General features: G+C 69.9%; 21 protein-coding genes, 1 rRNA gene, 1 pseudogene and 1 riboswitch. Of the genes and pseudogenes, 12 read left to right on the top strand and 11 right to left on the bottom strand.

Annotated features, from left to right (window positions below; genetic code table 11):
- Positions 1 to 99 precede the first annotated feature (99 nt).
- Complete coding sequence (locus ABD331_RS54280; RefSeq protein ID WP_344494285.1) at positions 100 to 1,050, top strand: collagen-like domain-containing protein; 951 nt, start codon at positions 100 to 102, stop codon at positions 1,048 to 1,050.
- A gap of 54 nt (positions 1,051 to 1,104) precedes the next feature.
- Here ABD331_RS54280 and purL read toward each other — a convergent pair whose 3' ends face one another.
- The 4 genes from purL to purS all read right to left on the bottom strand — a co-directional run bounded on the left by purL (position 1,105) and on the right by purS (position 5,070).
- Entirely contained in the window at positions 1,105 to 3,354 is a 2,250-nt protein-coding gene (gene purL / locus ABD331_RS54275) for a phosphoribosylformylglycinamidine synthase subunit PurL (RefSeq protein ID WP_344494283.1), read from the bottom strand.
- On the bottom strand, positions 3,351 to 4,031 hold the full coding sequence (gene purQ / locus ABD331_RS54270) for a phosphoribosylformylglycinamidine synthase subunit PurQ (RefSeq protein ID WP_148441304.1): 681 nt from the start codon (positions 4,029 to 4,031) through the stop codon (positions 3,351 to 3,353). The genes purL and purQ overlap by 4 nt, the downstream gene beginning before the upstream one ends.
- Before the next feature lie 187 nt (positions 4,032 to 4,218).
- Positions 4,219 to 4,605, bottom strand: a complete 387-nt coding sequence (locus ABD331_RS54265) for an ATP-binding protein (protein ID WP_344494281.1) — start codon at positions 4,603 to 4,605, stop codon at positions 4,219 to 4,221.
- Positions 4,606 to 4,824: 219 nt separating this feature from the next.
- Positions 4,825 to 5,070 (bottom strand): phosphoribosylformylglycinamidine synthase subunit PurS, encoded by a 246-nt coding sequence (gene purS / locus ABD331_RS54260; protein WP_148441306.1) that lies wholly within the window; start codon positions 5,068 to 5,070, stop codon positions 4,825 to 4,827.
- Positions 5,071 to 5,301: 231 nt separating this feature from the next.
- Between purS and pdhA the strand changes: the two genes are divergently transcribed.
- The 4 genes from pdhA (at position 5,302) to ABD331_RS54240 (ending at position 9,185) form a co-directional block, all read left to right on the top strand.
- On the top strand, positions 5,302 to 6,387 hold the full coding sequence (gene pdhA, locus ABD331_RS54255; RefSeq protein ID WP_344494278.1) for a pyruvate dehydrogenase (acetyl-transferring) E1 component subunit alpha: 1,086 nt from the start codon (positions 5,302 to 5,304) through the stop codon (positions 6,385 to 6,387).
- On the top strand, positions 6,384 to 7,364 hold the full coding sequence (locus tag ABD331_RS54250; protein WP_344494276.1) for an alpha-ketoacid dehydrogenase subunit beta: 981 nt from the start codon (positions 6,384 to 6,386) through the stop codon (positions 7,362 to 7,364). The genes pdhA and ABD331_RS54250 overlap by 4 nt, the downstream gene beginning before the upstream one ends.
- 12 nt (positions 7,365 to 7,376) lie before the next feature.
- Positions 7,377 to 8,771, top strand: coding sequence for a dihydrolipoamide acetyltransferase family protein (locus ABD331_RS54245; RefSeq protein WP_344494274.1), 1,395 nt, complete (start codon positions 7,377 to 7,379; stop codon positions 8,769 to 8,771).
- Between the two features lie 120 nt (positions 8,772 to 8,891).
- Positions 8,892 to 9,185 carry a Dabb family protein gene (locus tag ABD331_RS54240; RefSeq protein WP_344494273.1) on the top strand — a complete coding sequence of 98 codons (294 nt, stop codon included), beginning with the start codon at positions 8,892 to 8,894 and terminating at the stop codon, positions 9,183 to 9,185.
- A 16-nt stretch (positions 9,186 to 9,201) separates the two neighbouring features.
- Here ABD331_RS54240 and ABD331_RS54235 read toward each other — a convergent pair whose 3' ends face one another.
- The 3 genes from ABD331_RS54235 to ABD331_RS54225 all read right to left on the bottom strand — a co-directional run bounded on the left by ABD331_RS54235 (position 9,202) and on the right by ABD331_RS54225 (position 12,320).
- Positions 9,202 to 9,426 (bottom strand): hypothetical protein, encoded by a 225-nt coding sequence (locus ABD331_RS54235; RefSeq protein WP_148441311.1) that lies wholly within the window; start codon positions 9,424 to 9,426, stop codon positions 9,202 to 9,204.
- Between the two features lie 59 nt (positions 9,427 to 9,485).
- Entirely contained in the window at positions 9,486 to 10,424 is a 939-nt protein-coding gene (locus ABD331_RS54230) for an MBL fold metallo-hydrolase (RefSeq protein WP_344494270.1), read from the bottom strand.
- A 90-nt stretch (positions 10,425 to 10,514) separates the two neighbouring features.
- Positions 10,515 to 12,320 carry an acyl-CoA dehydrogenase gene (locus tag ABD331_RS54225; RefSeq protein WP_344494268.1) on the bottom strand — a complete coding sequence of 602 codons (1,806 nt, stop codon included), beginning with the start codon at positions 12,318 to 12,320 and terminating at the stop codon, positions 10,515 to 10,517.
- Positions 12,321 to 12,422: 102 nt separating this feature from the next.
- Here ABD331_RS54225 and ABD331_RS54220 point away from each other — a divergent pair, with 102 nt between their 5' ends.
- The 3 genes from ABD331_RS54220 (at position 12,423) to ABD331_RS54210 (ending at position 14,055) form a co-directional block, all read left to right on the top strand.
- Positions 12,423 to 13,220, top strand: coding sequence for a class I SAM-dependent methyltransferase (locus tag ABD331_RS54220; protein ID WP_344494266.1), 798 nt, complete (start codon positions 12,423 to 12,425; stop codon positions 13,218 to 13,220).
- Positions 13,221 to 13,245: 25 nt separating this feature from the next.
- Positions 13,246 to 13,308, top strand: a riboswitch (guanidine-III (ykkC-III) riboswitch).
- A 33-nt stretch (positions 13,309 to 13,341) separates the two neighbouring features.
- Positions 13,342 to 13,656, top strand: coding sequence for a DMT family transporter (locus ABD331_RS54215; RefSeq protein WP_344494264.1), 315 nt, complete (start codon positions 13,342 to 13,344; stop codon positions 13,654 to 13,656).
- Positions 13,657 to 13,674: 18 nt separating this feature from the next.
- Positions 13,675 to 14,055 carry a VOC family protein gene (locus ABD331_RS54210; protein ID WP_344494262.1) on the top strand — a complete coding sequence of 127 codons (381 nt, stop codon included), beginning with the start codon at positions 13,675 to 13,677 and terminating at the stop codon, positions 14,053 to 14,055.
- A gap of 17 nt (positions 14,056 to 14,072) precedes the next feature.
- On the opposite strand, the gene ABD331_RS54205 is transcribed toward ABD331_RS54210, so the two are convergent.
- The gene (locus tag ABD331_RS54205; protein ID WP_344494260.1) at positions 14,073 to 14,522 is read right to left on the bottom strand and encodes a hypothetical protein; all 450 of its coding nucleotides are present in this window, start codon (positions 14,520 to 14,522) and stop codon (positions 14,073 to 14,075) included.
- 6 nt (positions 14,523 to 14,528) lie between these two features.
- On the opposite strand from ABD331_RS54205, the pseudogene ABD331_RS54200 reads away from it, so the two are divergent.
- Both ABD331_RS54200 and ABD331_RS54195 read left to right on the top strand, forming a co-directional pair.
- Positions 14,529 to 15,017: pseudogene (locus ABD331_RS54200) on the top strand (GNAT family N-acetyltransferase); the annotation flags it as partial.
- A gap of 42 nt (positions 15,018 to 15,059) precedes the next feature.
- The gene (locus tag ABD331_RS54195) at positions 15,060 to 15,530 is read left to right on the top strand and encodes a GNAT family N-acetyltransferase (protein ID WP_262380308.1); all 471 of its coding nucleotides are present in this window, start codon (positions 15,060 to 15,062) and stop codon (positions 15,528 to 15,530) included.
- On the opposite strand, the gene ABD331_RS54190 is transcribed toward ABD331_RS54195, so the two are convergent.
- On the bottom strand, positions 15,517 to 17,523 hold the full coding sequence (locus ABD331_RS54190) for a molybdopterin-containing oxidoreductase family protein (protein WP_344494258.1): 2,007 nt from the start codon (positions 17,521 to 17,523) through the stop codon (positions 15,517 to 15,519). The two genes, ABD331_RS54195 and ABD331_RS54190, sit on opposite strands and share 14 nt — an antisense overlap.
- Before the next feature lie 213 nt (positions 17,524 to 17,736).
- On the opposite strand from ABD331_RS54190, the gene ABD331_RS54185 reads away from it, so the two are divergent.
- Positions 17,737 to 20,151: a flippase-like domain-containing protein gene (locus ABD331_RS54185; RefSeq protein ID WP_344494256.1), complete on the top strand. Its 2,415-nt coding sequence runs from the start codon at positions 17,737 to 17,739 to the stop codon at positions 20,149 to 20,151.
- Here the strand turns inward: ABD331_RS54185 and mgrA are convergent.
- Entirely contained in the window at positions 20,120 to 21,118 is a 999-nt protein-coding gene (gene mgrA / locus ABD331_RS54180; protein ID WP_344494254.1) for an L-glyceraldehyde 3-phosphate reductase, read from the bottom strand. The two genes, ABD331_RS54185 and mgrA, sit on opposite strands and share 32 nt — an antisense overlap.
- A complete protein-coding gene (locus ABD331_RS54175; protein ID WP_344494252.1) occupies positions 21,115 to 23,208 on the bottom strand; it encodes a S9 family peptidase in 2,094 nt (697 codons plus the stop codon). The genes mgrA and ABD331_RS54175 overlap by 4 nt, the downstream gene beginning before the upstream one ends.
- 500 nt (positions 23,209 to 23,708) lie before the next feature.
- Between ABD331_RS54175 and ABD331_RS54170 the strand changes: the two genes are divergently transcribed.
- Positions 23,709 to 23,826, top strand: a 16S ribosomal RNA gene (locus ABD331_RS54170); the annotation flags it as partial.

Below are 23,826 nucleotides of genomic sequence, written 5' to 3'. Positions count from 1 at the left end.
TGACAGATACGTTATGTAGTTTCTGTCATCCCTTGGAACGTTCGAAGCGTGAATCTCATGCATCACCTGAGCATCACTCGTTCCTCTGGAAGGAAAACCGTGGCTATCAAGGTTCGAGGCGGGCGCACGATCACGCTCGCCGCCGTCGGAGCGCTGGCCGCCTCGCTTCTCACCGTGGGCGGCGTCGCCACCGCCTCGTCCGCCTCCGCCGCCGAGGTGCACGCCTGCGTGCACAAGAAGACGCGGTACGCGCGCATCGTCAACCCCACGACGAAGTGCAGGAAGACGGAGGAGCGGATCCTGATCGGCGGCTCCGGCACCTCGACCACCACCGTCCAGACGGGCGAGCAGGGCCGCCAGGGCGAGCGCGGCCCGGCGGGGCCGCAGGGCAAGCAGGGCGTCCAGGGCCCCAAGGGCGAGACCGGGCCGGTCGGGCCGCAGGGCAAGCAGGGCGTCGCGGGCCCGCAGGGTCCGAAGGGCGCGGACGGCAAGGACGGCCTGCCGGGCAAGGACGGCAAGGACGGCCTTCCCGGCAAGCCTGGCCAGGACGGCAAGAACGGACTGCCCGGCAAGGACGGTAAGGACGGCAAGGACGGCCTTCCCGGCAAGCCCGGCCAGGACGGTAAGGACGGCAAGACCGGCGCCACCGGCCCGCAGGGGCCGAAGGGCGACACCGGCCCGCGCGGCCCCGAGGGTCCCAAGGGCGAGCCCGGCAGCGGCGCCAACTACACCACCTACGTCAAGCAGGAATCCATCAGGAGCACCGGCTCCGAGACGGCGAGCTGCGGCAGCGGCGGCCTGGTGACCGGCGGCGGCTTCTCGTTCGGCACGCTCAAGAACGCGGTCGTCACCGGCAGCGCGCCCTCCTCCGGCAACAGCTGGACCGTCACCGTGGCCAAGGACGACAACGGCGGCGGCAACGACTACAACCGGCAGGCCGCCCCGTCGGCCTCGCCCTCCGCCCAGGCCGAGACCTACACCCACGGTGGCGGCAACAACGGCACCAGCGTCAGCGGCACCGTCTACGTCGTCTGCCTGAAGAAGGCGTAACGACACGCGGAAGGGCCGGCACGGAACCCCGTACCGGCCCTCCTGAACAACCCGTCAGCCGAACAGCGCAGGAAGCGCAGCCGTGTGCGCCCCCCGCAACTCCTCGACGGAGATCTCGAACGCGCCCTTGACGACCAGCGACTCCCCGCCGGTCACCCCGAGCCCGTAACACGGCACATCATGCCGCCCGCACAACGACGCGAACTCCTCGTAAGCCTCGGCCCGCACCACGACGAGCGCCCGAGCCGCGGACTCGCTGAACAGGTCGGTGAACGCGTCACCGGTCAACTCGACCTCGGCCCCCACCCCCCGGGCCAGGCACGCCTCGGCCAGCGCGATGGCCAGCCCGCCGTCCGACAGGTCGTGCGACCCCTCCAGCAGCCCCCGCTTGGCGGCCTCCACCAGCACGGTGCCCAGCGCCTGCTCGGCCTCCAGGTCGGCGTGCGGCGGCAGCCCGCCCAGGTGGTGGTGCTCGACGTGGGCCCACTCGGAGCCGCCGAACTCCGCGCCGGTGTCGCCGAGCAGCACGACGCGCAGCCCCTCGGCGGTGAACCCGGACGGCACCCGCTTGGCCACGTCGTCGATGACGCCGAGCACGCCGACGACGGGCGTCGGGTGGATGGCGGTGGAGCCGGTCTGGTTGTAGAAGGAGACGTTGCCGCCGGTGACGGGCACGCCGAGCGCCCTGCAGGCGTCGGCCAGCCCGCGGGTGGCCTCGGCGAACTGCCACATGACCTCGGGGTCCTCGGGGGAGCCGAAGTTGAGGCAGTTGGTGACGGCCAGCGGCTTGGCGCCGGTCACGGCCACGTTCCGGTACGCCTCGGCGAGCGCGAGCTGCGCCCCCGCGTACGGGTCGAGCTTGGCGTAGCGGCCGTTGCCGTCGGTGGACAGCGCGATGCCGCGCGTCGTCGGCTCCGCGCCCTCGATGGCCTCCGAAATGCGCAGCATGCCCGCGTCGGCAGGCTGGGCCAGCACGGTGTTGGAGCGCACGTACCGGTCGTACTGGTCGGTCACCCACGACTTGGAGGCGAGGTTGGGCGAGCCGAGCAGCTTGAGCAGGGTGGCCCGCAGGTCGGCGGGGCGCTCCAGCCGGTCGGGCGTGTCGCCGTTGAGGGCGGCCTGCCCGGCGGGCTCGTGGAAGGGCCGCTCGTAGACGGGGCCGTCGTCGGCGGCGGTGCCCGGCGGGATGTCGACGATGATCTCGCCGTCCCACGTCATGACGAGGCGGCCGGTGTCGGTGACCTCGCCGATGACGGTGGCGGGCACGTCCCACCGCTCGCAGATCGCCATGAACGCGGCGATGTCGTCCGGGCGGACGACGGCCATCATGCGCTCCTGCGACTCGCTCATGAGGATTTCCTCGGGCCTGAGCGAGGGGTCGCGCAGCGGGACCAGGTTGAGGTCGACGGTCATGCCGCCGGTGCCCTTGGCGGCCAGCTCGGTGGTGGCGCAGGAGACGCCGGCCGCGCCGAGGTCCTGGATGCCGACGACCACGTCGGCCGCGTACAGCTCCAGGCAGCACTCGATGAGCAGCTTCTCCATGAACGGGTCGCCGACCTGCACGGCGGGCCGCTTGGCCTGCGACTCGTCCTCGAACGTGGCGCTGGCCAGCACGGACGCGCCGCCGATGCCGTCGGGGCCGGTGGACGCGCCGAACAGGACCACCTTGTTGCCGGGGCCGGGCGCGGTGGCCAGCTTGATCTGGTCCTTGCGCAGCAGGCCCACGCACAGGGCGTTGACCAGCGGGTTGCCGATGTAGCAGGGGTCGAAGACGACCTCGCCGCCGATGTTGGGCAGGCCCAGGCAGTTGCCGTAGCTGCTGATGCCCTCCACCACGCCGGGCAGCACCCGGCGGGTGTCCACGGCGTCGGCGGCGCCGAAGCGCAGCGCGTCCATGACGGCGATGGGGCGCGCGCCCATCGACATGATGTCGCGCACGATCCCGCCGACGCCGGTGGCCGCGCCCTGGTGCGGCTCGACGTAGGACGGGTGGTTGTGGCTCTCGATCTTGAACGTGGCCGCCCAGCCGTCGCCGATGTCCACCACGCCGGCGTTCTCGCCCATGCCCACGAGCAGCGCCTCGGACTTGGGCGCCTTGGTGGCGAACTGCTTCAGGTGCACCTTGGACGACTTGTACGAGCAGTGCTCGGACCACATGACGCTGTAGATGGCCAGCTCGGAGCCGGTGGGACGGCGACCCAGGATCTCCTTGACCCGGTCGTACTCGTCCTGCTTCATCCCCAGCTCGGCGAAGGGCATCGGCTCGTCGGGAGTCTCCGCCGCCCGCTTCACACTGTCTGTCATGCGTTCACCAGGTTCTTCAGGATGGAGGTGAAGATGCCCAGGCCGTCGGTGCTGGGCGCGCCGACCAGCTCCTCGACGGCGTGCTCGGGGTGCGGCATGAGGCCGACGACGTTGCCCGCCTCGTTGCGGATGCCGGCGATGTCGTTGAGCGAGCCGTTGGGGTTGCCGACGTAGCGGAACACCACGTGACCGCCCGCCTCCAGCGCGGCCAGCGTGTCGTCGGAGGCCACGTAGCGGCCCTCGCCGTGCTTGATCGGCAGCACGATCTCCTGGCCGGGGGTGAACGAGTTCGTCCAGGCGGTGGCGGGCTGCTCGACCTTGAGCCGCTGGTCGCGGCAGACGTAGTGCAGCGAGGCGTTACGGGTCAGCGCGCCGGGCAGCAGGTGCGCCTCGCACAGGATCTGGAACCCGTTGCAGGTGCCGATCACGGGCAGCCCCGCCCTGGCGGCGGGGACGAGCTCCTCCATGAGCGGCGCGAAGCGCGAGATGGCTCCGCAGCGCAGGTAGTCGCCGTAGGAGAAGCCGCCGGGCAGGAAGACGGCGTCGACCCCCTTCAGGTCGTGGTCGGCGTGCCACAGCGGGACCGCCTCCGCGCCCACCAGGCGAACGGCTCTGGCGGCGTCCTGGTCGTCGAGAGTTCCTGGAAACGTGACTACGCCCACACGGGCAGCGCTCATGACTGTCGTCCCCTCCGGAGGAATGCGCGCGCGCACCACCGTCCCTTCGGGGCGGACGGCGGTGACATCAGGTTATCGGGTGCTCCCCGGTGGTCGGCATCGACTCGGCGATCCAGCGGACACGCAGGTCAGACGACAAGGGGACGGCAGCGGACACGCGCGGCCTGACGGCGGTGGGGATGCGGGGTCAGACGGCGGCGAGCTCGCGGGGACGGGCCTTCGCGCCGTCGTCCCAGGCGAGGTGCTTGCGCAGGTGGACCGTGGTGCCCCGGCCGGGCGTGACGCCGAAGGAGATCTCGTCGACGACGGAGCGCATGATCAGCAGGCCGCGGCCGTTCTCGGTGTCGGGTGGCGGAAAGTGGTGCGGCATCGACGGAACGCCGACACCGTTGTCGGCCACGCGCACGTCGACCTGGCCGGCGCCGATGGCCGCCGTCACCTCGTAGCGGTTGGCCGGCCCTCCGTGCCGGACCGCGTTGGAGCATGCCTCGGAGACGGCGAGCAGCATGTCGGCGATGCATGTCTCGCTCACGTTGAGTGAACGCATGGCGTCACCTAGCACTCGCCTGACCATCGGTATGCCGATCGCATCCCGAGGCAGTGCCAACGAGAACTCAATATCCACCGGACTCCTCCGGGCGCCGGAATCTCACCTGGAGTAGGTTTCCCTGAGAAAACGGGGCTAACCGCAAAATCACGTTGTTGTTATTTAGTGTTGGCACGCCCGTGGCATTGTGGCACGTCGCAACCGGGCTTTAACCGCCCCAGGGGAAATCGGGGCGGCAAATGTGCCTTAGCCCTCGACCCGGACGCTGTAGTCCTCGATGACGGTGTTGGCCAGCAGCGTTTCCGCCATCTTGCGCACCTCTTCGAGCGCGGCGTCGTCGGCGGGCCCGTCGAGCTCGACCTCGAAGCGCTTGCCCTGCCGGACGGCTGCGACGCCGGAGAAGCCGAGCCTGGGCAGCGCCCTGGCGATGGCCTGGCCCTGCGGATCGAGGATCTCGGGCTTCAACATGACGTCCACGATGACGCGGGCCACTGCGTTCCTCCTGGGAGCGGTGGGTGGATGGGAAGCACAGCCTACCGGCGCGTGTGGCTGCGACCACAACGGGAACGGGGAGGACATGGGGCTTGCGCACAGGGCTGTGACGTCTGCCACGATGGCCCCAAAAGCGTACGAACCACCACCTCTCGGTTCGTCGTTAGGTAAGGCTGGCCTAAGGTGGCAACCCCATCACATAGTCCGGCCCCTGACCAGCAGGAGTGGCGCATGACCATAGACGCCTCGGGAGCATCGTCTCCTGAGCTCGTCCAGCTGCTCACCCCCGAGGGCGAGCGGGTCGAGCATCCCGACTACGACATCGACCTGACCCCGGAGGAGATCCGGTCGCTCTACCGCGACCTCGTGCTCGTCCGGCGCATCGACCTGGAGGCCGTGGCCCTGCAGCGCCAGGGAGAGCTGGGCATCTGGGCCTCGCTGCTCGGCCAGGAGGCCGCCCAGATCGGCTCGGGCCGCGCGCTCACCGACACCGACATGGCCTTCCCCACCTACCGCGAGCACGGCGTGGCGTGGTGCCGCGACGTCGACCCGGTCAAGCTGCTGGGCCTGTTCAGGGGTGTCAACCACGGGGGATGGGACCCCAAGGAGCACAACTTCCACCTCTACACGATCGTGATCGGCAGCCAGACCCTCCACGCGGTCGGCTACGCCATGGGCATCCAGCGCGACGACGCCAGCGCGGCGACCATCGTCTACTTCGGCGACGGCGCCACCTCCCAGGGCGACGTCAACGAGTCGTTCATCTGGGCCAGCGTGTTCAACGCGCCGATCGTGTTCTTCTGCCAGAACAACCAGTGGGCCATCTCCGAGCCGCTGGAGAAGCAGACCCGCATCCCGCTCTACCGGCGGGCCTCCGGCTTCGGCTTCCCGGGCATCAGGGTCGACGGCAACGACGTGTTCGCCTGCCTCGCCGTCACCCGTAAGGCGCTCGAAGCCGCCCGTACCGGGCAGGGGCCGACGCTCATCGAGGCGTACACGTACCGGATGGGCGCGCACACCACCACCGACGACCCCACGCGCTACCGCGTGGCCAGCGAGCTGGAGGCGTGGAAGCTCAAGGACCCGATCGAGCGGGTCAAGGCGTACCTGTTCAAGAACGAGCAGGCCGACCAGGCCTTCTTCGACTCCGTGGACGGCGAGGCCGACCAGCTCGGCGCCGACCTGCGCAGGCGCTGCCTGGCCATGCCCGACCCCGAGCCGCTCGACATCTTCGACCACGTCTACCGCGAGCCCCACGCCCTGATCGACCAGGAGCGCGCCCAGTTCGCCGCGTACTTGGAGGGGTTCGAGCGATGACGGTCCTGAGTTTGTCCAAGGCCCTGAACGAGGGCATGCGCAAGGCCATGGAGGACGATCCCAAGGTCCTCATCATGGGCGAGGACGTCGGCAAGCTGGGCGGCGTGTTCCGCGTCACCGACGGGCTGCAGAAGGACTTCGGCGAGGACCGCGTGATCGACACGCCGCTCGCCGAGTCGGGCATCATCGGCACCGCGATCGGGCTGGCGCTGCGCGGCTACCGGCCGGTGTGCGAGATCCAGTTCGACGGTTTCGTCTTCCCGGCCGCCGACCAGATCATCACGCAGCTCGCCAAGATGCCGATGCGCTCGCTGGGCGCGATCAAGCTGCCGGTCGTCGTACGCATCCCCTGCGGCGGCGGCATCGGCGCGGTCGAGCACCACAGCGAGTCACCCGAGGCGTACTTCACCCACACGGCCGGCCTGCGCGTCGTCGCCTGCTCCAACCCGGCCGACGCCTACACCATGATCCAGCAGGCCATCCGCAGCGACGACCCGGTGCTCTTCTTCGAGCCCAAGCGCCGCTACTGGGAGAAGGCCGACGTCGACACCTCCTCCACCGACTGGTGGGCCCCGCTGCACTCGGCCAAGGTCGTCCGGCCCGGCGCCGACGTCACGCTCCTGGCCTACGGCCCCATGGTCAAGACCTGCCTGGAGGCCGCGACGGCGGCCGAGGACGACGGGCGCTCACTGGAGGTCATCGACCTGCGCTCGCTCAACCCGCTGGACGAGCCGCTCGTGATGGAGTCCGCGCGCCGCACCGGGCGGGTCGTGGTCGTCCACGAGGCGCCCGTCAACAGCGGCTTCGGCGCCGAGCTGGCCGCCAGGATCACCGAGCAGTGCTTCTACCACCTGGAAGCGCCCGTGTTGCGGGCCGGCGGCTTCTCCACCCCCTACCCCCCGTCCAAGCTGGAGGAGCACTACCTGCCCGACCTGGACCGCGTGCTCGACGCCGTCGACCGGACCTTCGGGTACTGAGGGGGTTGCGCGATGCGACGCGAGTTCAAGCTTCCCGACGTCGGCGAGGGGCTGACGGAGGCCGAGATCGTCCGCTGGCACGTCAAGGCGGGTGACGCGGTCAAGGTCAACCAGATCGTGGTGGAGATCGAGACGGCCAAGTCGATCGTCGAGCTGCCCATCCCGTGGGACGGGGTGGTGGCGGGGCTGATGGCCGGTGAGGGCGACACGGTCGACGTGGGTGTCGCGATCATCGCCGTCGACACGGTGGAGGAGGGCGAGGCGCCTTCTCCGGTGTCAGGGTCGGATGATCGGGCCGCCCTGGCCGACGACATGGTGCCGAAGCCGCCCGCGGAGGGCGCGGTGGAGCCCGGCGCTCACGGCAGCCCTGCGCCCAAGGAGGAGCGGCAGGCGGTCCTGGTCGGCTACGGGGTGAAGGTCGGCGCGACCAAGCGGCGGGCCCGCAAGCAGTCCGGCATCCCCGCCAACCCGGTGGCCAACCCGTCCCGGGTGGAGGTGGACACCCCGCCCGCCCCAGCTCCAGCCCCAGCCGTCTCGCCGCCCGGCCGGGTGGCGGTCCTGGCCAAGCCGCCCGTGCGCAAGCTCGCCAAGGACCTGGGCGTGGACCTGGTCACGATCACCGGCACGGGCCCCCAGGGCTCGATCACCCGAGACGACGTCCACGCGGCGGCCCAAGAACCCGTACAGCAACCGGCCCCGGCGGTGACCGCCCAGCGGGAGGAGCGCATCCCCATCAAGGGCGTCCGCAAGGCGACCGCCCAGGCCATGGTCACCAGCGCCTTCACGGCCCCCCACGTCACCGAGTTCCTCCAGGTGGACATGACGCGAACCATGGAGGCAGTGCACCGCCTGCGCACCCTCCAGGACTTCGCCGACGTCAAGGTGGGCCCCCTGCTCCTCGTCGCGAGGGCCGTCCTGACCGCCGTCAAGCGCCACCCGGCGATCAACGCCACCTGGGACGACCAGGACATCGTCATCAAGCACTACGTCAACCTGGGGATAGCGGCCGCCACCCCCAGAGGCCTCCTGGTCCCCAACATCAAGGACGCCCAGGACCTCTCGCTCCCCGCTCTGGCGAAGGAGCTGGCCGCGCTCACCGAGACGGCCAGGGCGGGCCGCACCCAGCCCGCCGAGATGTCCGGCGGCACGTTCACGATCACCAACGTCGGGGTCTTCGGCGTGGACGGCGGCACCCCGATCATCAACCCGGGTGAGGCCGCGATCCTGGCGGTCGGCCAGGTCAGGGACATGCCGTGGGTGGTGGACGGCGAGCTGGCGGTCCGCAAGGTGGCGACCCTGTCGCTCTCGTTCGATCACCGCATGGTGGACGGCGAGCTGGGCTCGCGCTTCCTGGCGGACGTGGGCGCGATGCTGGAGGACCCGCTGCGCATGCTCGCCTGGAGCTGAAGTGGTACGGCGACCGCCGGGAGGACCCCTCTCCCGGCGATCGCCGTACGGCGGGGACGCCCGCACCCACCGATACAGAGCGGCCAGGGGCTCAGGAAATACCTCGATAGGGTGGCGAACATGATTCGCCACATCGTGCTGTTCACCTGGACCGAGGCCGCCACGGCCGAGCAGAAGGCCGCCGTCACCGCTGAGCTGGGAAAACTCCCCGGCCTGATCCCGGAGCTCCGGGCGTACACGGTGGGCGAGGACGCGGGCATCAACCAGGGCAACCACGAGTACGCCGTGGTGGCGGACTTCGACAGCGTCGACGACTACCTGGTCTACCGCGACCACCCCGACCACCAGAAGGTGATCGCCGACACCATCAGGCCGATCCTCGCCAGTCGCGCCGCCGTGCAGCTGAGCCTCTAGACGCCTCTGGACGCCGCTAGACCTCGGGCGGGTTGTTCTCGCGGTGCATCAGCCTGTTGTCGGAGGTCTGGCCCCTCCTGGGGGCCAGCACGATGCTGAGCACCACTCCCACGCCACCGACGATCATGAAAATGAGCCCGATGACGTCCATGTGCACGCTCTGCCCGAACACGTCGGGCTCGATCGCGAACCTCAGGATGGCGCCAAGCGTGAGGAAGAAGATGCTTACCCCGACCCCCATGACAACCTCCACGCAAACGGCGAGTACAGCGACGGTCATACCCGGGTATCCCCCGGGTCTCACGCGAGGCACGACAATGGCTGGCCTCCGTTGTAGGTGATCATGTCGAGCACGGCGGTGACCAGGTCGATCGGCGCGCCCAGAGGTCGCCCGTCGAGCTCGGCGTAGGCGCGGTGCAGGTTGCCCACGATGCGTTCCGGGTCGAGCAGGCCCGCCCACTCGCCGAGGTCCGTCCGCGTGGCGGCCTCCAGCGGCGTCAGGCCCGCCTCCTTGCCGCGTCTGGCGACGTCCTGCACGAAGCGCAGGTAGCCCTCCACCGGCTCGTACGCCTCCGGCCCGCACACTTCACCGTGCCCTGGCACCACGGTCTCGGCCCCGAGCCCCCTGAGCTGCTCGATAGCCCGCAGCGCCCCGGCCACCGAGCCCATCAGCACGAACGGCGTGCCGCCGTTGAAGATGAGGTCGCCGGCGAACAGCACCCGCCGCTCCGGGATCCACACGTAGGAGTCGTTGGTGGTGTGGGCGGCGTGCCCGACGTGCCGCACCTCGCAGCGCAGCTCGTCGGAGTGCAGCGTGACGCGGTCGGTGAAGGTCAGGAACGGCGGGGTCGGCTCCATCTTGCCCCACTCGACCTCGGCCGACCACGCGGCGCGGTAGGCGGGGACGCCGTCGGCGATGATCTGCTCGCGGACGCCCTCGTGGCCGACGATCGTGGCCTCGGGGAACAGCCAGTTGCCGAACGTGTGGTCGCCGTGGTGGTGGGTGTTGAGCAGCGTGGTGATCGGCCGGTCGGTGACCTTGCCGATGGCCTGGCGGAAGGCGCGCGTGCGGCGCTCGGTGGAGCAGGCGTCGATGACGATGACGCCGCGCCGGCCGGCCAGGAACCCGGTGTTGTTGATCCACCAGCTCCCGTCGGGCTGTACGTAGGCGTACACACCGTCGGACACCTCCTCGACGCGCGGCGGCGGCAGGGGGTGGTCGTGGGGGGAGGAGCTCATGCCCAGGACGCTACACAAGGCGGCAGGGCGCCCGCTCGCGGTCGGGCGCCCTGCCGGTGGTGACTGCCGCGGGTGGCAGTGAGGTGTGGCTCAGAAGGCCTCTTCCGGCAGCTCCATCAGCTCCAGGTCGGTGGCGGTGAGCACGCGCCGCTCGGCGGCCAGCCGGGGCAGCACGGTCTTGGCGAAGAACGAGGCCGCCCCCACCTTGCCCAGGTAGAACGGGTCCTCGCCGGAGGCGAGCTTGCCCAGCGCCACCTCGGCCTGGCGCAGCAGCAGCCAGCCGATGATCAGGTCGCCGAGGGAGAGCAGGAACCGGGTGGTGTTCAGCCCGACCTTGTAGACCTCCTTCGGCGCCTCCAGCGAGCCGAGCGCCCAGCCCGCCATGGTGTCGCCCATGGCCTTGACCTCGGCGGCGGCCTCGGCGAGCAGTTTGCGCTCCTCCTTGAGCCGCCCGTTGCCCGCCTCGGACGCGGCGAACTCGTTGATCTCGGCCAGCAGCGCGCCGATCGCGGCGCCCTGGTTGCGCAGGATCTTCCTGAAGAACAGGTCCTGGCCCTGGATCGCGGTGGTGCCCTCGTACAGGGAGTCGATCTTGGCGTCGCGGATGTACTGCTCGATCGGGTAGTCCTGGAGGTAGCCGGAGCCGCCGAGGGTCTGCAGGGAGCGGGAGAGCAGCTCGTACGACCGCTCGGACCCGACGCCCTTGACGACGGGCAGCAGCAGGTCGTTCATGGCGGCGGCGTGCCGGTCGTCCGGGTCGGCGAGCAGGGTGTCCTGGAAGGTGGCCGTGTAGAGCACCAGCGCCCGCATGCCCTCGGCGTACGACTTCTGCAGCATCAGCTCGCGCCGCACGTCGGGGTGGTGGGTGACGGTGACGCGGGGCGCGGCCTTGTCGGCCATCCTGGCCAGGTCGGCGCCCTGGACGCGGGACTTGGCGAACTCCAGGGCGTTGAGGTAGCCGGTGGAGAGCGTGGCGATGGCCTTGGTGCCGACCATCATGCGGGCGTGCTCGATCACCATGAACATCTGCTTGATGCCCTCGTGCACCTCGCCGACCAGCCAGCCGATCGCGGGGTGCTGGTCGCCGAAGGTCAGCTCGCAGGTCGTGGAGACCTTCAGGCCCATCTTCTTCTCGACGTTGGTGACGTAGGCGCCGTTGCGCTCGCCGAGCTCGCCGGTCTCCAGGTCCACGTGGTACTTCGGCACGAGGAACATCGACAGGCCCTTGGTGCCGGGGCCGTGGCCCTCGGGGCGGGCCAGCACGAGGTGGAAGATGTTCTCGGTCATGTCGTGCTCGGCGCTGGTGATGAAGCGCTTGACGCCCTCGATGTGCCAGGTCCCGTCGGGCTGGCGCACCGCCTTCGTCCGGCCGGCGCCGACGTCGGAGCCCGCGTCGGGCTCGGTGAGCACCATGGTGGCGCCCCAGTTGCGCTCGATGGCCAGCTCGGCGAAGCGCTTCTGCTCGGGCGTGCCGACCTTCCACAGCGTGTAGGCGAAGTTGGGGCCGGCCGCGTACATGTACAGGGCGGGGTTGGCGCCCAGCACCATCTCGGCCGTGGCCCAGGCCAGGCTGCGCGGGATGCCGGGGCCGCCCAGGTCGGCGGGCAGGTCGAGGTGCGCCCAGCCGCCGTCCACCAGCGCCTGGTACGACTTCTTGAAGCCCTCGGGCACCTTCACGGTCGAGGTGGCCGCGTCGAACACGGGCGGGTGCCTGTCACCCTCTTCGAAAGAGTCCGCGAGCACGCCGGTCGAGAGGCGGTTCACCTCGTCCAGCACGCTGCGTGCGACGTCCTCGTCCACTTCCGCGAAGGGCCCGGTGCCGAGGATCTCGCCTCTGCCGAAGACCTCGAAGAGGTTGAATTCCAGGTCACGCACGTTGCTCTTGTAGTGGCCCATGGGCGTCGATCTCCTTGAACCGAGGCATTTCTACTGGTGAGTAACCTTACTCTGAAATGCTACCCGCGGGTAACCCGTCATATGCGTGGCATGCTCATCTCCATGGACGCCGCAGAACTCGCCGCCCGGTGGCGGGAACGCCTGGAATCCTGGGCGATTCCGGACGAGATCCTGGCCAAGGCACCCCTGGATCCGTGGAGCCACTCGCCGGAGAGGTTCGGCACCCGTACGGACAGGGCGCTGGCCGAGCCGGACGACGGCCCCACCATGACCCGGCTGTCCGAGGCGCTGCCAGAGAAGGGCACGCTGCTCGACGTCGGCTCGGGCCCCGGAGCCGCCTCCCTGCCGCTGCACGAGCGCATCGGCCACCTCTACGCGGTCGACACCTCCACCTCCATGCTCGAAGGGCTGACGGCCAGGGCGGAGAAGCTGGGCGTGCCCGTCACGACGGTGGAGGGCCGCTGGCCCGACGTCAGCGACCAGGTGCCGATGGCCGACGCGGCGGTGGCGGCGCACGTCGTCTACAACGTGCCCGACCTGGCCGACTTCCTGCTCGCGCTCGACTCCCGCACGCAGGGGCGGGTGGTGCTGGAGCTGCCGCACCGCCACCCGATGAGCTGGATGACGCCGCTGTGGCAGCACTTCCACGGCGTCGACCGGCCGGTGCGCCCCATCGCCGAGGACTGCGTGGCCCTCGCGGCGGCGCTCGGCTTCAACGTCCAGGTGGAGGAGAGGGAAGCCCCGCTGGAACGTTTCATGTCACTCGAGGAGCTGGCCGCCAGCGCGGTGCGCAGGGTGTGCCTCGACCCCTCGCGCGCGGACGAGGTGGCGGCGACGGCGGCGGAGCTCGGCATGTGGCCGGTGCCACGCGACCGGTGGGTCACCATCTGGTGGGAATGACCGCTGCATTCCGCACGTTCACCCAGATGAGCGCATGAGCAGCTCCCGGACGAGACGCGCCGTACCCGGAACGCCAAGACGACGCACTCCAGTCAGTCTCGTCTTTCAGGGAGTGCTTCACATGGCGTGGATCGTCCTCGTGCTGGCCGGCCTCTTCGAGGTCACCATGGCACTGTCGCTCAAGCTCAGCAACGGCTTCACCCATTTGGGGTGGACGCTGTCGTTCCTGGCCACGGCCGTGCTCAGCTTCGGCCTGCTCGCGTACGCGCTCAAGTCGCTGGAGGTCGGCACCGCCTACGCCGTCTGGACCGGCGTCGGCGCGGCGGGCACCGCGCTGCTCGGCATGATCGCCATGGGCGACCAGGTGTCACCGGCGCGGCTCATCTCCATCGCGCTGATCCTGGCCGGGGTCATCGGGCTCAAGACCCTGGCCTGAGTGTCTATTGTGGGACAGATGATCGAAATCCACGCCGTCACCATCGACGCCGCAGACCCGTACGCCATCGCGAGCTGGTGGAGCGAGGCCACCGGGCTTCCTCTCGGAGAGGGGGACAAGCCGGGCGACGACGAGGTGATGCTGCGCACCCACCAGGACCCGTTCCTGCTGTTCATCCGCGTCCCGGAGGGCAAGTCCGGCAAGAACCGGGTGCACCTCGACGTCAACGGCACCGAGGGCCGCACCCGTGACGAGGAGGTCGAGCGGCTCGTCGGGCTCGGCGCGACCGTCTTCGAGGATCATCGCCGGCCCGACGGCACCGGCTGGGTCACCCTGCGCGACCCGGAGGGCAACGAGTTCTGCGTGTGCAGGAGCCAGGCGGAACGGGAGGGCCAGTAACGGGAGGGTCAGTAGGGTCACCGGGCGGAGCGCGCTCGTCCCTGCTGCGTCAGCGTCAGCACGCCGGCGATCAGGTAGACGAGCGCGCCGTGCCACAGGGCGTCCCAGGCCGACCCGAACACCCCCTCGCTGTCGAGCACGAGCTGCACCGGATAGTCCAGCAGCGCCACGATGCCGGCGGGCAGCAGCGCGAACTTGAACGGATGCTTGAGCGCCCACAGGCGCGCCTGCCGGGTCACCCGGTCGCCCTCGTTCGGCTTGGACACCGCGCCGATGGCGGCCACCAGGGCGAACAGGCTGATGCCCAGGCCGAGCGACCACACCAGGCCGGCGCCGCCCGTGAGCAGGCCCACCCCGTAGCTGACGGCGGTCGCGACGCCGCCGCTGACGGCGGCGGTCTTCCAAGGGGCGCCGCGCAGAGCGGCGCCGGACAGCGATACCTCGTCGCGTCTACTGATTTCGTTCATGCCTTCATGCTGCCTTCCGGCCTCCCCCGCGGGCATCGGGGTCCGACCCTGAGCTGTCCCTGGGAAACTGGCATGATTCGCCCCATGCGGGAAATCGAGATCGTGCGGCTTGGTGCGGGTGACGGCGAGCGACTGCGGGACGTGCGGCTGCGCGCCCTGCGGGAGGATCCGGACGCGTTCGGCTCCTCCTACGGCCGCGAGGTCGAGTTCCCCCCGGAGAAGTGGGCGGAACGGCTGGCGAACCCCGAGGGGCGCTGGTGGGTCGCCACCCGCGACGGCGCCGACCTGGGGCTGGTGTGCGTGCTCCTGGAGGAGGGCGCGGCCCACCTGCTGTCCATGTGGGTGGCGCCCGAGGCCAGGAAGGAGCGGGTCGGCTCGCGGCTGGTGGACGCGGCCGTCGAGTGGGCCAGGACGACCGGGGCCGAGGAGATCGGCCTGTGGGCGGTGGACCGCAACCACGCCGCCCGCGCCCTGTACACGCGCAAGGGCTTCACGCGCAGCGGCAAGGTGATGGCTCTGCCGTCCAACCCGGACCTCATGGAGTCCCACTACGTGCTGTCCCTGGTCTTCAGGCAGGCGCGCGCCGGGGACGTGCCGGCCATCGTGGCGATGCTGGCCGACGACCCGCTCGGCGCCCAGCGCGAGGGCGACCCGAACGACGCGCGTTACCTGGCGGCGTTCGAGCGGATCGACGCCGACCCGTACGACGAGCTGATCGTCGCCGAGCGCGACGGCAAGGTGGTGGGCACGATGCAGCTCACCTACCTGGCGGGGCTGTCGCGGCTGGGAGCGGAGCGGTGCCAGATCGAGGCCGTCAGGGTCGCCGCCTCGACCAGGGGACAGGGCCTGGGCCGCAAGATGATCGCGTGGGCGATCGACAGGGCGCGGGCGCGCGGCTGCGCGATGGTGCAGCTCACCTCCGACAAGTCACGTACGGACGCGCACCGCTTCTACGACGGCCTCGGCTTCACCGACTCCCACGTCGGCTACAAGCTCAAACTGGACTGATCTCCACGAAGTTGTCGTGGAAGCCGGGCCCCCTGCCCATGTCGGCGTCCCGCTCGGCCACGACCGCGTTCGGGTTGGCGCCGCCGGGGCTGAGCTTGGGCCAGCGGCCCTTCGGCGTGGCCACCACCCCGGCCGCCACCCGGTCGCTGATCTCCACGTCCGCCAGGAACTCGCCGCCGTCGTTGTGCACGCGCACCCGCCGGCCGTCCTCCAGCCCGCGCGCCGCCGCGTCGGCCGGGTTGACCAGCACCGTCGGCTCCTTGGCGCGCCGCAGCAGCTCGGGGTTGTTGCCGAACGTGGTGTTGAGGAACGTGTGCGAGGCGGGCGTGACCAGCGTCAGCGGGTACGGCGAGCCGCCCGCCGAGGCCGCCGTGTACGACGGCACGAACGCCTTCCCCGCGGGCGGGAAACGCAGCCGCCCGGACGGCGTCGGGAAGCCCTCGGCGAACGGCGTGAAGGGCCGCGGGTAGTTCATCCGCACCCAGCCCTCCTTGCGCAGCCTGTCCAGGGTGATGCCCTCCAGGGAGGGGTGGCCGCTGGTCAGGAGCTGCTCGGCCAGTTCCAGGTCCGAGTCGTACAGCGACGGCTCGGTCATCCCCATGTGGGCGGCCAGCCGGCGGAACGTCTCCGTCGTGGACAGGCACTCGCCGGGCGGCCGCACGGCCTGCTCGTTCCACAGCAGGTACAGGTGCCCGTAGCCGGCGTGCAGGTCGTGGTGCTCGGTCTGCATGGTCGCGGGCAGCACGATGTCGGCGTAGTCGACGGTGTCGGTCGGGAAGTGCTCCATGACGACCGTGAACAGGTCCTCGCGCTCGAGCTGCCGCCTGATGGCGTTGGAATCGGGGGAGGAGCCGACCGGGTTGGCCGCGTACACCCAGAAGCACTTCACCGACTCCAGCTGCGAGGCCGCCTTCGTCATGGTCAGCGTGCGCACGGGCGCGGCCAGCAGGTCGTCGCGGCGGTCCACGTTCAGGTGCACGTGGTCGCTGGTGGAGAAGGCGATGCCGCCGCCGGGGTGGCGCCAGTCGCCGGTGACGCCGGGGATGGCCGAGATCACCCGCAGCGCGGCGCCGCCGCCCGCGTGCCGCTGCAGGCCGTGCGTGGCGCGCAGCGCGGTCGGGCGGGTGTGCGCGAGCCGCATCCCCAGCCTGTGGACGGCCTCGGCGGGAATCCCGGTGATCTCCGCCACTCGCTCGACCGGGTGGCGCAGGATCTCCTCGCGGAAGTCGTCCCAGCCCTCGGTGTGCTCGGCGAGGAACTCCTCGTCCTGGGCGTTCTCGGACAGCACCACGTTGAGCAGGCCCAGCGCGAGCGCCCCGTCGGTGCCCGGCCTGATCGCCAGGTGCTCGTCCGCCTGGTCGGCCGTCCTGGTGCGGATGGGGTCGATGGCGACGACGTGCGCGCCGTCCGCCCGCGCGTCCTGGATGAACTTCCACAGGTGGTGGCCGCTGGTCAGCGTGTTCGTGCCCCAGAGCAGGATCAGCTTGGACAGCGCGAAGTTCTCCGGGTCCATGCCGGCGGCGGTGCCGAGCGTGCGGCGCAGCCCGGCGTTGCCGGCGGCGGAGCAGATGTTGAGCCAGTGCCTGGAGGCGCCCAGCAGGTTCCAGAACCGGCGGCCCGCCACGCCCTCGCAGCCCTGGAGGTAGCCGAGGGTGCCGGTGCCCAGGTAGGGCCAGATGGCCTCGCCGCCGTGCTCCTCGACGATGCCGCGCAGCCGTACGGAGATCTCGTCGAGCGCCTCTTCCCAGGTGATCCGCTCGAACTGGCCGGAGCCCTTAGGGCCGGTGCGGCGCAGCGGGTACAGGATGCGGTCCTGGGCCTGGGTGTGTTCCAGGTAACGGTTGACCTTCACGCAGAGCGCGCCCCGGGTGTAGGGCTGGTCGGGGTTGCCGCGCATCTTGACGGCCCGGCCGTTCTCGACGGTCACCACCCAGGAGCAGGTATCCGGGCAGTCCAGCGGACATGCCCCCAAAACCCTCAATTCACCCGACATGCGACACAGCTTACGTCCCCCACCACCGGGAATTCAGAGGTGAACAGTGGGAAGTGCACCGTGTAGCCTGCCCCGTGCGACACTGCGGGGACGATTGAGCACACTGGAAGTCAGAGATCCTACGGTCCGGCGCAGGAAGGTGTGGAATCGCTGGCGGTGGCCGAAATCAGGGAACGAGAAGACACGGAGGGCCTCGCGGAAGGGGAGCCGGCCGTGGCCGAGTCGCGCGCAGGCGACAGCGCGGAGCAGAGCACGGGGAACAGCACAGGCAACGACGACGTCTACGTCGTCGAGCCGCTGCTGCCCCACCGCCTGCGCCGCCCCTCCGACCTGCTGCGCTTCTTCGCCACGCTCATCGTGCTCGGCGCGGTCATCCTGCTCGCCCTGGTCGCCAAGCAGACCCTCATCGGCCTGGAGGCCGACGTCAAGGAGGGCGCTGAGCTCGTCCCCCTGCTGAGCAGGATCGCCGCCTTCCTCGGCGGCGCCGCCGTACTCATCGTGCCGACCGCCTTCGCCGTCGAACGCGTCTTCCACCGCGACGGCCTGCGCGTCGCAGAAGGGCTGATCGCCGCCATCGTCGGCATGGCCGGCTCGTTCCTGCTCGGGCAGTGGCTCGTCGCGGGCAACGTCGACGACCTGCGCGTCCTGCTCACCGGCGACCGCACCATCGAGCCGCTCAACACGCTGCTCACCTCCGTCATCGCCTACTCCACCGCAGTCCGCATCTCCCGCCGCCCCACCTGGCGGATGCTGATGTGGACCACCATCGCGCTCTACATCCTGGCCCTCTTCTCCGGCCGCCAGATCACCATCCCCAGCGCCATCGTCACCGTCCTGGTCGGCATGGCCATCGGCTACGCCACCCTGTACGGCGTCGGCAGCCCCAACACCCGCCCCCCGGGCAACGCCGTCGTCGCGGCCCTGCGCAAGCTGTCGTTCGCGCCCGTCTCCGCCCGCCGCGTCGAGGACGACCACCAGGGCAGCCGCCGCTACGCCATCGGCCTCAAGGACGGCTCCAGCCTCGACGTCACCGTGCTCGACCGCGACCGGCAGGTGGCCGGCCTGCCGTACCGGCTGTGGCGGCGCATCAGGCTCAACTCCGAGACCAGGCGCCGCGCCATCAGATCGCTGCGCGCCGAGCTCGAACGCGAGGCCCTCATGGCGTACGCGGCCCAGGCCGCCGGCGCCAGCACCCCGCGCCTGCTCGGCACCAGCGAGATCGGCACCGAGGCCGCGCTGCTCGCCTACGAGCACATCGAGACCCGCCCCCTCGACGAGGTGCCCGACGCCGAGATCGACGACGAGCTGCTCGCCCAGATCTGGGAGCAGGTCGAGCTGCTGCAGATCCAGCGGCTGGCACACCGGCGGCTCACCGGCGACAGCATCCACCTCGACGGGGCGGGCCGCGTCGTGCTCACCGACGCGCGCAGCGGCGAGGTCGCCGCCGGAGACCTGCTGCTCCGGCTCGACGTCGCCCAGCTCCTCACCTACCTGGCGCTGCGCGTCGGCCCCGAGCGCTCGGTCCGCGCCGCCGCCGACGTCATGGGCCCCGACGCGCTGGCCGCCGCCATGCCGCTGCTCCAGCAGATCGCGCTGACCAGGGAGACCCGCTCCGCGGTGGCCAAGGCCAAGAACGTGCTGCCGGGCATCCGCGAGCACATCGTCGCACTCAAGCCACAGAGCAAGGTCGACGAGGTACGCCTCGAACGCTTCCGCCCCCGCACCCTGATCACCATCATCGCCAGCGCCTTCGCCGCCTACGTCGTGCTCTACCAGCTCAGCCAGGTGGACGTCTACCACGTGATCACCACGGCCAACTGGGCCTGGTCGGGGCTGGCGCTGCTGGCCTCGTTCGCCAGCTACGTGGCCGCGGCGTTCATGCTGCGCGGCTTCGTGCCCGAACGCCTGCCGCTCTGGCGCACCGTGCTGGCGCAGTTCGCGGGCTCGTTCGTCAAGCTCGTCGCGCCCGCCGCCGTGGGCGGCGTCGCCATCAACACCCGCTACCTGCAAAAACGCGGGATCCACCCGGCCAGCGCGGTCGCCAGCGTCGGCGCCTCCCAGCTCATCATGCTGGTCTTCCACATCCTGCTGCTGGCGCTGTTCGCCTACATCACCGGCTCGACCACGGCCACCTCGTTCACCCCGTCGCGCGGGCTCGTCCTCGTGCTGCTCGGGGTCGCGGTGCTGGTCGTCGCCGTGCTCGGCGTGCCGCCGCTGCGCAGGCTGGTCACCTCACGGCTGCGCAAGCTCTTCTCGAACGTGCTGCCGCGCCTGCTCGACGTGCTCCAGTCGCCGCGCAAGATGGTCGAGGCGTGCGCGGGGACGCTCTCGATCACGCTGGCCTTCATCGTCTGCCTCGACGCCTGCGTGGCCGCGTTCGGCGGCACGCTCAGCTTCACCGCCGTCGCGGTCGTCTTCCTCACGGCCAACGCGATCGGCTCCGCCGCGCCCACACCCGGTGGTCTGGGCGCGGTCGAAGTCGCACTCGTGGGCGGCCTGACGGTCGCGGGCGTGCGGCCCGAGCTGGCCACCTCGGCCGTGCTGCTGTACCGGCTGCTCACGTTCTGGCTGCCGGTACTGCCGGGCTGGGCCGCCTTCACCTACCTGCAGCGGAACGAGGCTCTGTGACCTTGTCAATGGCGGCCAGCTCGTCCTCCGTGAAGGCCGGGCCGTCCACGCACGCCACGTTGGCCTCAAGCTGCTCGACGCTGCTGGCGCCGATCAGCACGCTCGTCACCCTCGGGTCCCGCATCGCCCACGACAGCGCCATCTGAGCCAGACTCTGCCCCCTGGTCTTCGCGATCTCGTTGAGGTCGCGCGCCAGATCCCGGTCGATCCGGTCGGCGCTCAGGAACCGGCTGGTCGCCGCCCGCGAGTCGTCCGGCACCCCGTCCAGGTACCGGTCGGTCAGCAGCCCCTGCGCCAGCGGCGAGAACACGATGCAGCCCATCCCCGCCTCCTCCAGGGTGTCCAGCAGCCCGTCCTCGATCCAGCGGTTGATCATCGAGTAGGACGGCTGTTGGATGAGCAGCGGCGTGCCCAGCTCCCGCATGATCCGCGCGGCCTGCGCGGTCTGCTCCGGCGAGTAGTTGGAGACGCCCGCGTACAGCGCCTTGCCCGAGCGCACCGCCCGGTCCAGCGCGCCCATCGTCTCCTCCAGCGGCGTCTCAGGGTCGGGACGGTGGCTGTAGAAGACGTCCACGTACTCCAGGCCCATGCGCCGCAACGACTGGTCGAGGCTGGCCAGCACGTACTTGCGCGAACCCCACTCGCCGTACGGGCCTGGCCACATGTCGTACCCGGCCTTGGTGGAGATGATCAGCTCGTCCCGGTACGGGAGGAAGTCCTCGCGCAGGATCCGGCCGAAGTTGCGCTCCGCCGAGCCGTACGGCACGCCGTAGTTGTTGGCCAGGTCGAAGTGCGTCACCCCGAGGTCGAACGCCCGGCGCAGGATCGCCCGCGAGTTCTCGATCGGCCGGTTGTCGCCGAAGTTGTGCCACAGGCCCAGCGAGACCGCCGGCAGCTTCAGCCCGCTGCGCCCGCTGCGGTTGTACGGCTGGCGCTCGTAACGCCGCTCGTCGGCCTGGTAGGTCATGATGACGTGCCCCTTTCGATGATCCACGACAGCGCGAAGGCCTCTTCCCGCCACGCGTCGTAACGCCCGCTGCGGCCGCCGTGCCCCGCGCCCATCTCCGTCTTCAGCAGGAACGGCCCGCCCTGCGCCGTGGCGCGCAGCCTCGCGATCCACTTCGCCGGCTCGTGGTAGAGCACGCGCGTGTCGTTGAGGCTCGTGATCGCCAGGATCGGCGGGTACGGCCTGCCGTCCACGTTCTCGTAGGGCGAGTACCCCTTCATGTAGGCGTACACCTCGGGGTCGTGCAGCGGGTCGCCCCACTCGTCCCACTCGATCACGGTCAGCGGCAGCGACGGGTCGAGGATGGTGTTCAGCGCGTCCACGAACGGCACCTCGGCCACCACGCCCGCGAACACGTCAGGCGCCAGGTTCGTCACCGCGCCCATCAGCAGGCCGCCCGCGGAGCCGCCCCGCGCCACGATCCTGTCGCTCCAGCCGGACGCCTTCAGGTGCCTGGCCACGACCACGAAGTCGGTGAACGTGTTGCGCTTCCTGGTCAGCTTGCCGTCCTCGTACCAGCGGCGGCCCATCTCGCCGCCGCCCCGCACGTGCGCGACCGCGAAGACGAACCCGCGGTCGAGCAGCGACAGCCGCGGCACGGAGAAGCCGGGGTCGATGGAGGTCTCGTAGCTGCCGTACCCGTACAGCACGGTCGGCGCCGGCTTGGCGGAGTCCTTGCGCTTGACGATCGACACGGGGATCTTCGTGCCGTCCTCGGCCGTCGCCCACTCGCGGAACTGCTCGTAGTCGGCGGGATCGTAGCCGCCGAGCACCGGGCGCTGCTTGAGCAGGATCAGCTCGTGGCTGTCCAGCTCGTAGTCGTACACGCTGGGCGGGGTGACCATGCTCGTGTACGCCAGCCGCAGCCGGGTGGTGGTGAACTCGGGGTTGCCTGCGGGGCCGACGTCGTACAGGGGCTCGGGGAAGTCGATCTCGTACGCGTTCCGCTCGGACGCCTCCACCCGGTCGCGCCAGGTGTCGCCCGCGCCGCTGTAGGGCAGCACGCGCAGCCCCGTCAGGCCGTCGCGGCGGAAGTGCACCACGGCGTGGTCGGAGAACGCGTCGATCTCCAGGAGCCTGGTGTCGTCGCGGTGCGCGATCAGCGGGGTCCACGTGCCCGGGTCGTCGAGGGGGGCGGTGGCCAGCTCGAAGTTCTCGGCGTTCTCGTTGTGCAGCACGTAGAAGAAGTCGCCCGCGTGCTCGATGCCGTACTCGACGCCGGTCTTCCTGGGGCGGACGACCTGAAACTCGCCGGAGGGGTCGGCGGCGTCGAGGATCCGGACCTCACTGGTGATCTTGCTGCCCGCGCCCAGCACGAGGTACTTCTCGCTGCGGGTCAGCCCGATGCCAACCCAGTAACGCTCGTCGTTCTCCTCGTAGACCAGCACGTCCTCCTGGGTGCCCAGGGTGTGCCGGTAGACCTGGTAGGGGCGCCAGGCGTCGTCCACGCGCGTGTAGAAGAACGCCGACCCGTCGGCCGCCCAGGCGCCGCCGTAGAAGATGTCGGTGATCTCGTCGGGGAGCAGCTCGCCCGTCTCCAGGTTCTTGAACCGGAGCGTGAACCGCTCGTCGCCCTTGTAGTCGGTCGAGAACGCCAGCATCGTGCCGTCGGGGGTGACGGAGCTGGTGCCGACCGAGAAGAACGCGCTGTCGCCGGCCAGCTCGTTGCCGTCGAGGATCACCTGCTCGCGGTCGAGCCTGGCGCCGGGGGTGATCTCCGGGGGCGCGTCGCTGTCGGCGGGGACGCGGCAGGAGACGGCGTACTGCTTGCCCTCCTCGGTGCGGGTGAAGTACCACCACCGGCCCTTGCGGCTGGGCACGGACAGGTCGGTCTCCTGCGTGCGGCCCTTGATCTCCTGGAACACCTGCTCCTGGAGGTCGGCCAGATGAGCGGTCTGCTGCTTGAGAAAGTCGTTCTCCGCCTCCAGATATGCGGTCGTGTCTGGATCTTCCTTGTTGCTCAGCCAGGCGTACTCGTCGATGACGGTGTCGCCGTGATGGGTGCGCTCCGTGGGGACCTTCTTCGCCACTGGCGGCGTGTTGCTGCTCACGTGGGGAGTCTATGTTCGGTCGTGATCGTTCTGTTGCCGGAGAAGCGAGCGAACCGGCCCGAGCATCGGGAAGCGCTGCTAATCTTTAGGAGCCGACGCGGTGCGGCGCAACCCTCCTCCTTCACTCCGGTGACTTTGGTGTGTTGTGTCACGCATGTCGGTAATCCCTCGTGGCGCGCCGGTTCAGAGATCGATTCGCAGATCGGTCGAAGGGCTGGTAAGTTAGAGGGGTTGTCTCCGAAAGGGGGCAGGAATTAATTCCCGCAGGTCGAGCAAGTCCGGTCAATTTGACAGGAACTTGAACGGCTGAAAGAATTAAGACCACAACGACGAAATGAACGCCTCCGAGCGGGGGCCGCGGGAGCGGGCCTGGTGAGGAAGTACGCGTCCGTTTCTTGAGAACTCAACAGTGTGTCAAAAGCCAGTGCATGATTTTTCATGCAACACCTCGTCAAGACATGTTTCTTGATGGATTTTGCTCGGATGAATAATCCAGACATTGTTTGGAGAGTTTGATCCTGGCTCAGGACGAACGCTGGCGGCGTGCTTAACACATGCAAGTCGAGCGGAAAGGCCCTTCGGGGTACTCGAGCGGCGAACGGGTGAGTAACACGTGAG

Origin of the sequence: Nonomuraea monospora, from assembly GCF_039531895.1 — a bacterium.
In the GTDB taxonomy this organism is placed as follows: domain Bacteria; phylum Actinomycetota; class Actinomycetes; order Streptosporangiales; family Streptosporangiaceae; genus Nonomuraea; species Nonomuraea monospora.
This window is presented reverse-complemented; position numbering and strand designations above follow the sequence as displayed.